Origin of the sequence: Nocardia arseniciresistens (assembly GCF_046764875.1) — a bacterium.
Classification (GTDB): Bacteria; Actinomycetota; Actinomycetes; order Mycobacteriales; family Mycobacteriaceae; genus Nocardia; species Nocardia arseniciresistens.
The window spans coordinates 137,948-150,976 of sequence record NZ_JBKORD010000001.1; the positions used below are offsets into that span (position 1 = coordinate 137,948).

At 65.9% G+C, this 13,029-nt stretch carries 14 protein-coding genes; 5 read left to right on the forward strand and 9 right to left on the reverse strand.

The window, feature by feature from the left end; all coding sequences use genetic code 11:
• Positions 1-13 precede the first annotated feature (13 nt).
• From ACLMAJ_RS00635 to ACLMAJ_RS00675, 9 genes are all read right to left on the reverse strand, one after another.
• Complete coding sequence (locus ACLMAJ_RS00635; RefSeq protein WP_412011448.1) at positions 14-790, reverse strand: ABC transporter ATP-binding protein; 777 nt, start codon at positions 788-790, stop codon at positions 14-16.
• Positions 787-1,734 carry a pyridoxal-phosphate dependent enzyme gene (locus tag ACLMAJ_RS00640; RefSeq protein ID WP_412011449.1) on the reverse strand — a complete coding sequence of 316 codons (948 nt, stop codon included), beginning with the start codon at positions 1,732-1,734 and terminating at the stop codon, positions 787-789. Before ACLMAJ_RS00640 ends, ACLMAJ_RS00635 begins: the two co-directional genes overlap by 4 nt.
• Positions 1,735-1,958: 224 nt before the next feature.
• Positions 1,959-2,777 carry an alpha/beta fold hydrolase gene (locus tag ACLMAJ_RS00645; RefSeq protein WP_412011450.1) on the reverse strand — a complete coding sequence of 273 codons (819 nt, stop codon included), beginning with the start codon at positions 2,775-2,777 and terminating at the stop codon, positions 1,959-1,961.
• 127 nt (positions 2,778-2,904) lie between these two features.
• Positions 2,905-3,483, reverse strand: coding sequence for a TetR/AcrR family transcriptional regulator (locus ACLMAJ_RS00650; RefSeq protein ID WP_412011451.1), 579 nt, complete (start codon positions 3,481-3,483; stop codon positions 2,905-2,907).
• 11 nt (positions 3,484-3,494) lie between these two features.
• On the reverse strand, positions 3,495-4,961 hold the full coding sequence (locus tag ACLMAJ_RS00655) for an FAD-dependent oxidoreductase (RefSeq protein WP_412011452.1): 1,467 nt from the start codon (positions 4,959-4,961) through the stop codon (positions 3,495-3,497).
• Between the two features lie 100 nt (positions 4,962-5,061).
• A complete protein-coding gene (locus ACLMAJ_RS00660) occupies positions 5,062-5,526 on the reverse strand; it encodes a carboxymuconolactone decarboxylase family protein (protein WP_412011453.1) in 465 nt (154 codons plus the stop codon).
• Positions 5,523-6,419, reverse strand: a complete 897-nt coding sequence (locus tag ACLMAJ_RS00665) for an NAD(P)-dependent oxidoreductase (protein ID WP_412011454.1) — start codon at positions 6,417-6,419, stop codon at positions 5,523-5,525. Before ACLMAJ_RS00665 ends, ACLMAJ_RS00660 begins: the two co-directional genes overlap by 4 nt.
• Positions 6,416-7,168 carry an SDR family oxidoreductase gene (locus ACLMAJ_RS00670; protein WP_412011997.1) on the reverse strand — a complete coding sequence of 251 codons (753 nt, stop codon included), beginning with the start codon at positions 7,166-7,168 and terminating at the stop codon, positions 6,416-6,418. The genes ACLMAJ_RS00665 and ACLMAJ_RS00670 overlap by 4 nt, the downstream gene beginning before the upstream one ends.
• Before the next feature lie 18 nt (positions 7,169-7,186).
• Positions 7,187-8,656: an aldehyde dehydrogenase gene (locus tag ACLMAJ_RS00675; protein WP_412011455.1), complete on the reverse strand. Its 1,470-nt coding sequence runs from the start codon at positions 8,654-8,656 to the stop codon at positions 7,187-7,189.
• Positions 8,657-8,945: 289 nt separating this feature from the next.
• On the opposite strand from ACLMAJ_RS00675, the gene ACLMAJ_RS00680 reads away from it, so the two are divergent.
• The 5 genes from ACLMAJ_RS00680 to ACLMAJ_RS00700 are packed head-to-tail and all read left to right on the forward strand — an operon-like array spanning position 8,946 to position 13,018.
• A complete protein-coding gene (locus ACLMAJ_RS00680; RefSeq protein WP_412011456.1) occupies positions 8,946-10,151 on the forward strand; it encodes a cytochrome P450 in 1,206 nt (401 codons plus the stop codon).
• On the forward strand, positions 10,151-10,969 hold the full coding sequence (locus ACLMAJ_RS00685) for an SDR family oxidoreductase (RefSeq protein ID WP_412011457.1): 819 nt from the start codon (positions 10,151-10,153) through the stop codon (positions 10,967-10,969). Before ACLMAJ_RS00680 ends, ACLMAJ_RS00685 begins: the two co-directional genes overlap by 1 nt.
• Complete coding sequence (locus ACLMAJ_RS00690; RefSeq protein ID WP_412011458.1) at positions 10,966-11,190, forward strand: ferredoxin; 225 nt, start codon at positions 10,966-10,968, stop codon at positions 11,188-11,190. Before ACLMAJ_RS00685 ends, ACLMAJ_RS00690 begins: the two co-directional genes overlap by 4 nt.
• On the forward strand, positions 11,190-11,741 hold the full coding sequence (locus tag ACLMAJ_RS00695) for a Cif family virulence factor (RefSeq protein ID WP_412011459.1): 552 nt from the start codon (positions 11,190-11,192) through the stop codon (positions 11,739-11,741). The genes ACLMAJ_RS00690 and ACLMAJ_RS00695 overlap by 1 nt, the downstream gene beginning before the upstream one ends.
• Positions 11,742-11,746: 5 nt before the next feature.
• The gene (locus ACLMAJ_RS00700) at positions 11,747-13,018 is read left to right on the forward strand and encodes a hypothetical protein (protein ID WP_412011460.1); all 1,272 of its coding nucleotides are present in this window, start codon (positions 11,747-11,749) and stop codon (positions 13,016-13,018) included.
• Positions 13,019-13,029 lie beyond the last annotated feature (11 nt).

Sequence of the window (13,029 nt, forward strand, 5' to 3'; positions counted from 1 at the left end):
GACCGTCGCTCGCTCACGCCTGCTCCAGTGACTTCATCTTGTCGAGCACCGACTCCGATGTCGGATCGCGCAGTTCGTCGACGATCTTTCCGTCGGCAAGGAAGATCACCCGGTCGGCATAGCCCGCTGCGTGCGGTTCGTGGGTGACGATGACCACCGTCTGCCCGAATTCGTCCACCGCGGCCCGCAGGATGTTCAACACCTCCTCAGAGGCTCGCGAGTCCAGATTGCCGGTCGGCTCGTCGCCGAAGACAATCTCCGGCTTACCCGCCAGTGCCCGCGCACACGCCACGCGCTGCTGCTGTCCGCCGGAAAGCTCACTGGGCCGGTGGGTGAGCCGGTCGGTCAGCCCGAGCCGCTTGAGCACCGTGTCCAGCCAGTCCTGGTCGGGCTTGCGACCGGCGATGTCCAGCGGCAGTGTGATGTTCTCCAGCGCGGTCAACGTCGGCACCAGGTTGAACGCCTGGAACACGAAGCCGATCCGGTCGCGCCGCAGCCGCGTCATCTGCTTGTCCGACAGTCCCGGCAGATCGGTATCGCCGATCCGTACCGACCCCGAACTGGCGCTGTCGAGGCCGGCGAGGCAGTGCATCAGCGTCGACTTGCCGGAACCCGATGGCCCCATGATCGCGGTGAACTCCCCCTTCCCGAACTCGACCGACACGCCGTCCAGCGCCGTGACCAGCGTATCTCCCGCCCCGTAGACCTTCGACAAGTCGATGGCACGTGCCGCTACATCGGTCGGAGCCGCCGGTTCGGCGGTGTCGGTACCCACAGCGTGCGAAGTCATGCAACCCAGTCTGTCTGCGATTGCGCTACCGCGCCATCAGGGACATCCCCGATAGCTCGAGTATCGATCCAGGCTCCCAGGTCAGCAGGGTCGGTGTTGGCTCCGCACAGGATCACCCCGACCCGCTCCCCCTTGCTCGGCCGGTACGCACCGGTCGTCAGCACCGCAAGGGCCGTGGCGGCGTCGTGTTCCACGACCATCCGGTAGCCCTCCCACAGGGATCTGCGAGCCAGACCGATCGCGTCGTCCTCGACTACGAACGTCCGTACATCCGCGGCCCGCGCTCGTGCCGAGGAGAGCGCGTGCGGCGCACGACTCCCATCCGGCTCTGCGCCGACAACGCGGATGCCGCGGCCCGCGGCGACCGCGGTGACTCCGGGGAACAGGCCGCCCGCACCGACGGCGAGCACGATGGTGTCCAATTTCGGTATGGCGGTGAGACATTCGAGCAGGAGCGTGCCCGCGCCAGCCGATGTCAGATTGTCGTCGAAGGTATGGGCGTCGATCGCGCCGGTACGCGCCGTGAACCGACTCGCGTTGTCGTTCGCCTGATCCTGTGTCCAGCCGCCGATCCGAACCCGGGCGCCCAATCCGCGCAGCCGATCGGCGCGGGCCGGCGTCGCCGACTCCGCGAGGAAGACCGTGGTGGGAATGCCGAATAGCCGTGCCGCCCAAGCGAATCCGATGTCCGCGTTGTGATCGGTCGTGGAAACAATGCCCGCATCGGGCATGGTTCCCGCCGCGAGCATGGCGGCGAACAGATTGGCCGCACCGCGTGCCTGGAACGAGCCGGTGTGCTGCATGAATTCGAGCGCGAGGAAAATCTCCGCCCCGAGGCCGTATTCCGGGCCCGCCGCCATCACGGTGACCGGTCGAACGAGTCCGGCAATGCGCTCGGCCGCGGCCTCGACATCCAGGGGGGAAGGAGTGCGGATATCGATCACCGGCAGTCTCCTCACGATCTGTGGTCTTGACCGGGGACGTTAGACACTGGAATAGACGATCGGTATCGGGCATCTGCCCTAATCAAGGAAACAACAGCGCCGCCCGGACCTGCTCGGTCGGGGCGGCGCGTCACCAAAACGTACTATTCGGAAGTATCTGTACCCCAACGATCCAGCGCAATGTAAGCGGGTTACCACTGCTGGAGACGGGCGGCGCGGACGGATCAGGACCCGAGGAAGTCGAGGATGTCGGCGTTGAGCTGATCGGCGTGGCTGATCATGATGCCATGGCCGGTTGCCGGGTATTCCTTGTAGGTGCTGCCGGGTATCAGGTCCTTGACCTTGCGACCGCACAGGTCGATCGGCGCGGAGGCGTCGGCGTCGCCGTGGATAATCAAGGTCGGCAGCGTGATTTCCGGCAACTCCGCCCGAAAATCGGTAGTGAAGATCGACTGCATGATCTCGTCGGACGCCAGCAGCGAGCAATCCATGCACTTCTGCACCATCCACGCCATGCGCGCGGAGGACACTTCGTTGCCGAGGTGGGTCGCGAAGAATGCCTGCGTGTTCTGCTCCATCCAGCGCGGTCGGTCGGCCGCCCTTGTCGCATTCACCGCGTCAGCAACGGCTTTCGGGATGCCATCCGGATTGTCGGCGGTCTGCGCGGGGAACGGCAGGGTGACCGAGACCAGTGCGATTCGGCTGATTCGGTCATCGCCGTGCCGCGTCAGATACCGGACCAGTTCGCCGCCCGCCATCGAGTGCGCGACCACTGTGACCTCGTGGAGGTCGAGGTGTTCCAGGAAGGCGGCAAAGTCCTCGGACAGGCTGTCGTAGTCGTAGCCGTGCCCGACCCAGTCGGACTTCCCGTGTCCGCGCCGGTCATAGGACAGGCATCGCAGGCCCTGCCGAGACAGCGGGAGCATCTGCAACTCCCAGGAACTGCTGCTCAACCACCCACCTGCCATGAACACCACCGGTCGTCCGCTGCCCCAATCCTGGTAGTGCAGGCGGGTGCCGTCGTGTGAGTCGAAGTAAGGCATCGGATTCTCCAATCATCGTGTGCCTCACCATCTTGCGGCGACCGAGGTAACCAAGTCCATTACGTCTGAAGTAATGCGATGGTGACCGTGCCCCGTTCCGACACGATCAGAGAAAACGGGTTCGGCGCTACTCGAGGATGAGTAGCGCGGATTTCTCCAGCCGGTCGGCGATTTCGGAGTAGGAGGCGTAGCCCATTCCGGCACGGACCAGGGCTCCCGCGTAGAGGAGTTCCAACGATTCGACGACATCCAGATCCGGGTCGGGCCCGAGAGCGCGCATCAGGCGTTTGCGGATCTCGGCCCCGATACGGGCCCGCAGGTGCGCGACATCGGGATCGCGCCCCAGCAGTGCGCTGGTGACAGCGCCGGACAGTTCCTGCTCGTCGGCGACGAGCAGGGCGATATTGCGCAGTTCCGCGACGACCCGGACCGTGGGGTCGGGGTCCTCGCTGGCCGGAGACGAGCCGGAAACCAATCGACGCCAGAAGATTTCGGCGACGAGGTGCTCCTTGGAGGAGAAATAGGTATAGGCCGTCGCGGTGCCGACACCGGCCGTCGCGGCGACCATGCGGATGGTCATCCCCGCAAAGCCCTCGCGGGCAAGGACTTCCACCGCCGCTCTGGTGAGCTTGTCGACCGTGTCTGCCTGCTTCTCGGTGAGGCGACGCCTGGTCGCCTCCAAGATGATGGACTCGTCTTCAGACATGTGTCTAAACCCTACTTGGCGGCGGCGAGGCCGGCGCGGCGGCCATAGAAGCTGCCGTCGCCGAGCGAGGCGCCGCTGACGTAGCCACCCGCGCAGAGGCCGGAGGTGCAGCGGCCAGCGGCGAACAATCCGGCGATCGGCTCACCCGAGACGTGCATGACCCTGGAGTCGAGGTCGGTACGCAGACCGCCGAGGGTGAAGCCCGCGGTGAAACCGCGCATGTCGAACGCCGCGAGCGGGCTGCCGATCGGCTCGACCCACTCCGGCTTCTTGCCGAGCAGCGGATCTTTGCCGTCAGCGGCATGCAGGTTGTAGGCGTCGACGGTGCCCTGCAATGCCAGCCTCGGCAGGCCCATGTCGGCCTCGAGTTCGGCGACAGTCTCGGCCGCCCAGGTCGGTGGCTGCCGGAAGAAGGGGGTGGAGGTCTCGGTGGCCAGCGCGGCCTCCAGAGATTGCTCGTCGATGATCAGATACGCCTGGTTGTCCTGCTGAATGAGCGTCGCCTGCCCGATCCGTCCCGGATAGGTGTCCTCGGGGATGTACCGCTGGCCGCGCCCGTTGACCAGAATGCCGCGCGCCATCATCTGCGGGTCGCCGAAGAACGCGACCTCGGTTGCGTCCATATGCGCAAGCTCGGCCCCGAGGGCTTGGGCCACCAGAATGCCGATGCCGTCGTGCTCCTCGATCGCGGCGGCGGGCCTGCCGATCAGCCGCGGCGCATAGCCCTCGATCATCTTCTGGTGATAGGCGAAACTGCCGGTGGCAAGAACGACGCCGCGCTCGGCTCTGATGGCGACCTGCTTACCGAACTGGGTGGCGAGCACGCCGACGACACGGTCGGTGTGGTCGACGATCAGACGCCGGATCCTGGTGTCGTATTCGACACGGACACCGAGTCCCTCCGCGGTCTCGGCGAGCGGCTTCATGAGCATGTAGCCGCCGCTCTTCTGCCCGATTCGCTTATCCGCCATCTGCGGAACATGCCCGCGCGGAGCGGGTTTCGCTATCGCGTTGAACGGCGCGGCGTTCTCGCCGCCGGAATACATCAGCCCCTCGTCGTGCGGCGGCTCCCAGCCGGGCTGACCCCAGAACGTCTCGCGGAACGGCACCCCGCACGAGACGAGCCACTTGTAATGTTCGACGCTGCCCTGGCAGTAGTCGGCGATCTTGGCCTTGTCGACGCCGGGACCGAGCGCCGCGAGTAGAAACGTCTCCATGTTCTCGGGTGTGTCATCGAAACCGAGTGCCTGCTGAAGTGGGGTGCCACCGCCGAGATAGATGAATCCGCCCGCCATGGCGGCCGCACCACCCCAGCCACCTGTGCGTTCCAGTATCAGCACATCGGCGCCCGCGCGCGCGGACTCGATCGCCGCGCACACACCGGCTATCCCGTATCCGGCAACGACGACGTCGGCCTCCTTGTCCCACTCGGAGATCTCGCTGGCACGCAGCGGCCGAATTGTCGCGGCATCAGACATTTTTCGTGTTCCTCACTCTTCTACTCGGTCGGACCCTGCGCATTGTCGCGATGTACTGCTCACTCGAACCGCACCCGCTCCGGCCACCCTGTGCTGTCGCCTACTGTGCCGTGCCTGGCCGCACAGGTCGAGCTTCGCGACTCGATGCCGATTCGGACTGCTCCTCCGCTTTCTTGCGCGCGGCCTTCTTCTGTTGTCCGACGATGGTCCCGACCAGCAGGTCGAGCTTGGTTCCGTTCGGCCAGCCGACGTAGTGGCAGAGGAACAGCGCGATCTCGTGCAGCTGCTCCTCGGTCAACTCTTCGTTACGCAGCGCGGCGCCGATCTGGATGCCCGCGGTGTCGATAGCGCCCTGGGCGGTCAGCGCGCCGAGCAGGATCAGTCGGCGGTCGCGCACTGTGAGCGCCGGGCGGGACCAGATATCGGCGAAGAGGTGATCGGCGGTGGCGGCGAAGTGTGCGCCTGGGTAGTCCTGGAACTCGGTGCCGTAGACCTCGGCCATCTTCGCCAGCCCGCGCTGACGGACGGAGTCGGCCGCAGCACCGTTGGAAGCGTTGTCGCTCATCGGGATTCCCTTTCTGCTGACGCGGGCTCGGATACGACGCCAAGCCCTGGACCGAGCCGGTCGAGGGCGAGTTCGGCCAGCGGCAGCTCGACGCCGAGCCGGGTGCCGAGGTCGAGTGCGAGGGTGAGGTCCTTTTCGCCGAGGTCACGGACGTGGCCGAGGATGGGCAGCCAGAAGTCGCCGACCTCGATCGGGGCGGTCCGGTCGCGCAGCATGATGGCCCCTGGGCCGCCGGTGACCGCGTCGGAATGACGCACGACCTTGCCGAGTGTGGTGATGTCCAGGTCGGCGGCTTCGGCGAGGCGTTGCGCCTCGGACGCGGCGGTGAAGGCGACGAAGTGGAGTAGGTTGCGGGCCAACTTCATTCGGGTTCCCGCACCCACCGGGCCCGCGTGCACGACGAGATCGGCGAAGCAGCCGAAGGGGCCGCGCACCCGCTCGAAGGCCGTCTCACTGCCGCCGACCATCACGGCGAGTCTGCCGCGCTGCGCACCCGGTGCGCCGCCGCTCACCGGGGCGTCCACGAGTTCGACGCCATGTTCGGCACACACGATCGCCAATTCTTCGGCGGTCCGATCACCGATCGTGGAGTGCACGGCGATCACGGTTCCCGGTGCGGCGGCGCGCAGGATCCCGTCGGGCCCCGCGACCACCGCACGGACCTGCTCGTCGTTCAACACCGTCACCGAGATGACGGCGGCCTGCTTCGCGACCTCCCGCGCGGTGCCAACGGCAACGGCTCCCGCGTCGGTGAACGGCTGGACGGCCTCGGCACGCATGTCACACACAGTGAGTCCGCCGGACCACTCCAGTAGCCGCTTCGCCATCGGCGCACCCATATTGCCGAGACCGATGAAGCCGACCCGGAATTCACCGCCCGCACCTGTGCTCATGACCGGAACACCTGTCCGCCATCGACATTGAAGATCTGACCGGTCACCCAGCTCGCCTCGTCCGAAAGCAGGTAGAGGCAGGCTCCGACCAGATCCTCCGGTGTCCCCATCCGCTTGAGCGGCAGCCGGTTCACCATGTCGGCGACGATCACCTCCGGCGTCACAGCCTTGGTCGCCTCGGTATCGATCGGGCCGGGCGCGATGGCGTTGATACGAATCTTGGAGCCGCCGAGCTCGAAGGCCAGCTGCTGGGTCAGGCCGTTGATCCCGACCTTCGCCAAGCCGTAAAAGCTCGAGTATGTCCATGCGGCGGTCGATGATTGGTTGACGATCGAGCCGCCGCCCGAGGCCGTCATGGGCTTCCAGACCGCACGGGTCATGTTCAGTGCGCCGTCCATGTTCACGCCCATGAACTTCTTGTAGTAGTCCCACGGCACGCTCAGCAGCAGATTGAGCTTCATCTCGCCGTAGATGGCCGCGTTGTTGACCAGGTGATTGATGCCGCCGAACTCTCCGACGGTCAATTCGGCAAGCGCCGTGGCGGATTCGGGTTCGGCGACATCGACCTCACCGAAGATCGCCGTCCCACCATCGGCGACGATCTTCTCCGCGACAGCCTTGCCGCCTGTCACATTGCGGTCGGCGACAACGACTTTGGCACCCTCGGATGCCAGGGCCCGCGCGTACACCGCACCGATCCCCTGCCCGGCACCGGTGACAATGACGGACTTTCCCGCGAAACGGGCCATGAAGTCGGTTCCTCTCATTCAGGCTTGGTAGGCGATCAGCTTGGTTTCGAGGTATTCCTCGAAACCGGCGATGCCCATCTCCCGGCCGATGCCGGACTGCTTGTATCCGCCGAATGGTGCGTCCGCGGAGTACCAAATGCCGCCGTTCACGCTCAGCGTCCCGGTTCGGACCCCCTCGGTGACGCGCCGAATCCGGTCCGGATCGCTGCCCCAGACCGAGCCGGAGAGGCCGTACGGGGAATCGTTGGCGATACGGATCGCGTCGTCATCGCCGTCGTAGGGAATCACGACGAGCACGGGGCCGAAGATCTCCTCGCGGGCGACCGTCGAGGTGTTCGCCACGTCAGCGATCAGCGTCGGTTCGATGTAATAGCCGCGCTCGCGATTCGCGGGCCGTCCGCCGCCGGTGACGATGCGCCCGCCCTCGGCGACGGCGATCTCCAGATAGCGCTCGACGCGGGCGCGCTGCCGCTGCGAGATCAGCGGGCCACAGATGGTCCTCGGATCCGCGGGGTCGCCGGGCACGATCCCGCTCAGCGTGGCGGCGGCGACCTGTACCGCGTCGTCGTAGGCCGCGCGCGGGACGAGCAGGCGGGTGGTGATCGCACAACCCTGTCCCGCGTGCACACACACCGAAAACGCCGCGACACCAACGGCCGCCGCGAGATTCGCGTCATCGAGCACGATGAACGCGGACTTGCCACCGAGCTCGAGGAAGGCCTTCTTCAGCGTCGTCGCCGCACCCGCCATCACCGCTTTTCCGGTCAGCGTCGAGCCTGTGAAGCTGACCATGTCGACCCGCGGGTCGACGGTGAGCCGCGCGCCGATCGTGTGATCGGCGGAGGTGATGATATTGACGACGCCTGGCGGGATGTCGGTGTGCTCGGCGATCACCGCACCAACGGCCGCCGCGCACCATGGCGTGTCGGGAGCAGGCTTGAGTACCAGCGTATTTCCGGCCGCCAGCGCCGGTCCGAGCTTCGCGAAGTTGATCTGGTGCGGGAAGTTCCACGGGGTGATCGCGCCGACCACGCCGATCGCTTCCCTGCGCAGCACCCGGCGGGACTTGATGCCCATCGGCTCCGCGATCCCGAGATCGGTTTCCCAGTTGTAGGTTTCGGCGAGCGAGGCGCAGTAGCCGAGGTCGGCGACCGGGCCCTCCAACTGCGGGCCGCGCGTCAGCATCGTCGGTGCGCCCGCCTCCGCGATGGTGATCTCGCGCAATTCGTCGACGTGCGCCTGTAGTGCGGTGCGCAACTGTTCGAGGCAGCGCGCACGGAAAGCGTGGTCGCGCGACCAATCGGTGTCGTCGAACGCCGTACGCGCCGCGGCGATGGCCGCGTCCATATCGGCGCCGCCCGCGTTGGCGGCCTGGCCGATGATCTCTTCGGTCGCCGGGTTCACGGTGTCGAACACGCCGTCGGCGCCCGGCACCAGCTTGCCGCCGATGAGCAGGCGGGATTCGGCGGTGGGCAGAAGGCTGCTCATCAAGGGCTCCCATACTGTCTGGACACGTGTACGGAATATAGTCTAGCGCTCGATATGGCGCAAGAACTTGTTCCAGGTTTGCCGTCCGCCCTGGCCGAATTCCGACACTATTCGACACCCGCCCATGGCATCGACGCCGCCTTGTCATTCCCGCACAAATACCGCCGAATCGTTGTCGAACGAATGTGCCGATGGTACCGTCCAGACACATGTCCAGCTATATGTCTCCCAACGGCGATACGACAGACTTCGCCGACGAGAACTCGTTATCGAATTTCAGGACGGCGCGATGACGGCGGCTTCAGTGCAACCATTGACTTTCGATCCATACGACTACCGGTTCCACGAGGATCCGTACCCCACTTATCAGCGGCTGCGCACCGAGGCGCCGTTGTACTACAACGCCGAGCTGGATTTCTGGGCACTGTCGCGGCATGCCGATGTGACCGGCGCATTCCGCGACAGCGTGCGGCTGTCGAGCGCCAACGGGGTGTCACTGGATCCGGCGGCCTGGGGTCCGCACGCACACCGAGTGATGTCGTTCCTCGCCATGGACGACCCACGGCACCTGCGAATGCGCAGGCTCGTATACAAGGGCTTCACACCCAAGCGGGTGGCCGAAATGGCCGACCGCATCAAGGAACTGACGCTGTCCTACCTCGAACCCGCTTTGGCGACAGGGTCTTTCGACTGGATCGACGCGGTCGCGGGCAAGCTACCGATGGACGTGATCTCCGAGCTGATGGGCGTACCCGAACCCGATCGCACCGAAATACGCAGGCTCGCGGATCTGGTGGTGCACCGTGAAGACGGCGTGCTGGATGTCCCGATGCCCGCCGTCGAGGCTTCGATCCGGCTCATCGGGTACTACAGCGACATGGTCGCCGAACGCAGGCGCGCCCCCACGGCCGACCTCACCTCGGCACTGCTGGAGGCCGAAATCGACGGCGACACCATGTCGGACGAGGAAATCATCGGGTTCATGTTCCTGATGGTCGTCGCGGGCAACGAGACAACGACCAAGCTGCTCGGCAACGCGCTGTACTGGGGTGCGAAGAACCCGGCCGAATACGCCGGTGTCATCGCCGAACCGGAGCTGGTCACCGACTGGGTCGAAGAGACACTGCGCTACGACACCTCCAGTCAGATGGTCGCGCGCAGCGCCGCCGTCGACATCGACCAGCACGGCCGCACCATCCCGGCGGGATCCAAGGTGCTGCTGCTGATCGGCTCGGCCAATCGCGATCCCGAGGTGTTCACCGACGGCGACAGCTATCGCATCGCGCGTACCGACAAAGCCGGGCTCGCCAGCTTCGGCGCAGGCGTCCATTTCTGTCTCGGTGCGCACCTTGCCCGACTGGAGGCGGGCGTCGCACTGCGCGAATTCGCCTCGCGGGTCCGGTCCTACGACGTCGTCGATTCGGGCATCGTGCGCGTGCACTCGACGAACGTGCGCGGGTTCGCCGAGCTCCCCATCATCGTGGAGGCGAAATAGTGCCGCGTTTCGAACCTCATCCCACGCGTAGGCCCGCCATCGTTGCCGGTGCGTCCTCCGGCATCGGAGCCGCGACCGCGCTCGCGTTTGCCGAACTCGGGCACCCCGTCGCGCTCGGTGCGCGCCGCGTCGACCAGTGCGAGGCACTAGCGCAGAAGATTCGTGACAGCGGTGGCGAGGCGTTCGCGCACCAACTGGATGTCACCGATGCCACCTCGATCGACGAATTCGTGACGGCGGCAGAGGCGGCACTGGGTCCCACCGAGATCCTGGTCTCCGGTGCGGGCGATATCGAGTTCAGCCCGGTGCACGAGATGGCACCGGATCGGTTCCTCCAACAGGTGCAAGTGCATCTGGTCGGCGCACATCGGGTGGTGCACCGGGTACTGCCCGGCATGATCGCGCGACGACGCGGCGATGTCGTGTTGATCAGCTCCGACTGCGCTGTCGAGCCGCGCCCGCACACCGGCGCGTACAGCGCGGCGAAGGCGGGTATCGAAGCAATGGCCCAGCAAATGCGTATGGAGTTGGAGGGCACCGGAATTCGCGCATCACTGGTTCGTCCAGGTCCGACATTGACCGGCATGGGCATGAACTCCACCCCGGAAGTGGTCGGGCCGATGCTGGAGGCGTGGAAGACCTGGGGGTTCGCCCGGCACGGATACATGCTGCGCGCCAGCGACATGGCCGCCGCGGTTGTCGCCGTGGTCGCGACACCGCGTGGCGCACACCTGGTGCTTGTCGAGGTCCAACCCGAGGCGCCGCTGCATCCGATTCCGGACGGCGCCTCGAATAAGCGAGACGGGAGCGAACATTGAGGATCATCGCCGATCTCGACCTGTGCCAAGGACACGCCGTCTGCCAGGACGAGGCACCGGAAACCTTCACCGTGCCCAAGCGCGGAAAGGTGGAAATCGTCGATCCGAATCCCGGCGCCGACGCGAGCGCGGATGTCGAACGGGCCGTTCGCTACTGCCCGACCCGAGCACTGTCGATCATTGCGGACGAAGCTGCCGCGGAACCGAAAGGAACACGGTAATGCCAGGTTTCGAACGCGACGAACTCGACGAGATGGTCCGGCGCTGGGTGCTGGAGAACCAGCGATGCGAGGAAAAGGGCGACTGGAAACCGCTGGCCGAGATGTACACCGAGGACGCCACCTACGGCTGGAATTACGGTCCGACCCAGGAATTCATGGCCGTCGGGCGTGCGGAGATCCGGGTGCTCGCCCTCGGCCAGGAGATGGACGGGCTGGAGGGCTGGTCCTATCCGTACCAGGAGTTCGTGATCGACGAGCGCAACGGCAGCGTCATCGGCTTCTGGAAGCAGGTGGCCGACGCCAAACGCCCCGATGGCCGCAACTACAGTCCCGAAGGTATCGGCGGCAGCTGGTTCCGCTACGGCGGCGACTACCAATGGTCTTGGCAGCGTGACTTTTTCGACTTCGGCAATGTCTCTCAGCTGTTCCTGGAGATGATCACCGCCAAGGCGCTGCTGCCCGGCATGCAGAAGCGGATCCAGCGCTCGATGTCCGGCAAGCAACTGCCAGGCTGGTACAAAGTCGGCGAAGCACCGGTTCCACTGTGGTGACAGGTATGCCGCGCAGCAACTTCGATCGGCTGCCACGGGCGGCACTGGCCACCCTGCTTCCGGAACTGCTGCTGTGCGGTCAGTTGATCGATAGATCCGGTCTGCCGCATGCCATCGGGGCATTCGGCCGCGAAGGGATGACCGCGATCGCCATCGAAGAGTGGCAGATCGCCAGCCCCGTCTACACCCGTCGCATGCAACGCGCCCTCGGCTTCGTCGGCGACGATGTGGCGACCATCTTCAAGGGGCTACAGCTCGATATCGGCGCGCCACCGCAGTTCATGGACTTCCGGTTCCGGATCCATGACCGCGACCACGGAGAGTTCTGGCTCGATCACTGTGGCGCGCTGATGGATGTCGAACCGATGGGCGACGAATTCGTGGTCGCCATGTGCCACACCATCGAGGATCCGACCTTCGACGCGACCGCGCTGGCGACCAACGCGCACGCGCAGATTCGACCGATCCACCGCCCGCCGCGCAGCCCAGCCGACCGCCACCCGATGTGCGCGTGGACCGTCACCATCGACCCCGCCAACGCCCCGCCGCCGGTACCGCCGAATGCGCAGCTCGTGGCCGAATCCGCCGCCGCCGGTGTAGAACTCGGTGCGATCGACACCGAAGGACCGGGTCGAGCGGACTACACGGGCCCACTGCTGAGCGATCTCCGATTCGCCGACTTCTCGAAATCGGCACTGGTACGCATCGCCGACGAAGTGTGCCTGCAACACCACCTGCTGACCCTTGGCTTCATGATCGCGGTGCGTGCCAGGCTCGGGACCGAGACCACCGGCGATGATGGCGGTAGCGCCGCCGCGTTGAGCATGGGCCGCAAGCACTTCACCGGCATCGCGGGTATCAGCTCCGAACGCATCCGGAACGCGCTCCGGCTGGGCGACGACACGGCGGCGCTTGCCGAAGTGCTGCGCTCGCATCCGGCCTGGAATCCTCTGCCCTACACCGGCGTAGAGATCACCGAGACCAGTGATGCGGTGCTGCTTCATATTCCGCACCACAGTGCCGCAAGGGCCGACGGCGCGTGGCCCGCGATGATCGACGCCGACCACCTCGCCCCGCTGGATGCGATGGCCAGGGGCGTGAACCCCCGCTTCGCCACCCGCCCCGTCGCCACCGACGAGCACGGCTGGACCGTCGAAATGGCGCTGGCCCCACAACCATTCCGTGAGGCAACCGAGGTGACGCTCACCCGATACAGCACCGGCGCGTCCTTCACCTTCACAGACCGCGGAATTCCGCTGCCACTCACCGTGCTCTGACGCACGCATCG

What these genes read in the sequence shown, in the direction of transcription:
- ACLMAJ_RS00680 (WP_412011456.1), top strand. Translation starts at nt 8,946, where the DNA reads ATGACGGCGGCTTCAGTGCAACCATTGACTTTCGATCCATACGACTAC.
- ACLMAJ_RS00635 (WP_412011448.1), bottom strand. Translation starts at nt 790, where the DNA reads ATGACTTCGCACGCTGTGGGTACCGACACCGCCGAACCGGCGGCTCCG.
- ACLMAJ_RS00665 (WP_412011454.1), bottom strand. Translation starts at nt 6,419, where the DNA reads ATGAGCACAGGTGCGGGCGGTGAATTCCGGGTCGGCTTCATCGGTCTC.
- ACLMAJ_RS00660 (WP_412011453.1), bottom strand. Translation starts at nt 5,526, where the DNA reads ATGAGCGACAACGCTTCCAACGGTGCTGCGGCCGACTCCGTCCGTCAG.
- ACLMAJ_RS00695 (WP_412011459.1), top strand. Translation starts at nt 11,190, where the DNA reads ATGCCAGGTTTCGAACGCGACGAACTCGACGAGATGGTCCGGCGCTGG.
- ACLMAJ_RS00645 (WP_412011450.1), bottom strand. Translation starts at nt 2,777, where the DNA reads ATGCCTTACTTCGACTCACACGACGGCACCCGCCTGCACTACCAGGAT.
- ACLMAJ_RS00700 (WP_412011460.1), top strand. Translation starts at nt 11,747, where the DNA reads ATGCCGCGCAGCAACTTCGATCGGCTGCCACGGGCGGCACTGGCCACC.
- ACLMAJ_RS00670 (WP_412011997.1), bottom strand. Translation starts at nt 7,168, where the DNA reads ATGGCCCGTTTCGCGGGAAAGTCCGTCATTGTCACCGGTGCCGGGCAG.
- ACLMAJ_RS00655 (WP_412011452.1), bottom strand. Translation starts at nt 4,961, where the DNA reads ATGTCTGATGCCGCGACAATTCGGCCGCTGCGTGCCAGCGAGATCTCC.
- ACLMAJ_RS00675 (WP_412011455.1), bottom strand. Translation starts at nt 8,656, where the DNA reads ATGAGCAGCCTTCTGCCCACCGCCGAATCCCGCCTGCTCATCGGCGGC.
- ACLMAJ_RS00650 (WP_412011451.1), bottom strand. Translation starts at nt 3,483, where the DNA reads ATGTCTGAAGACGAGTCCATCATCTTGGAGGCGACCAGGCGTCGCCTC.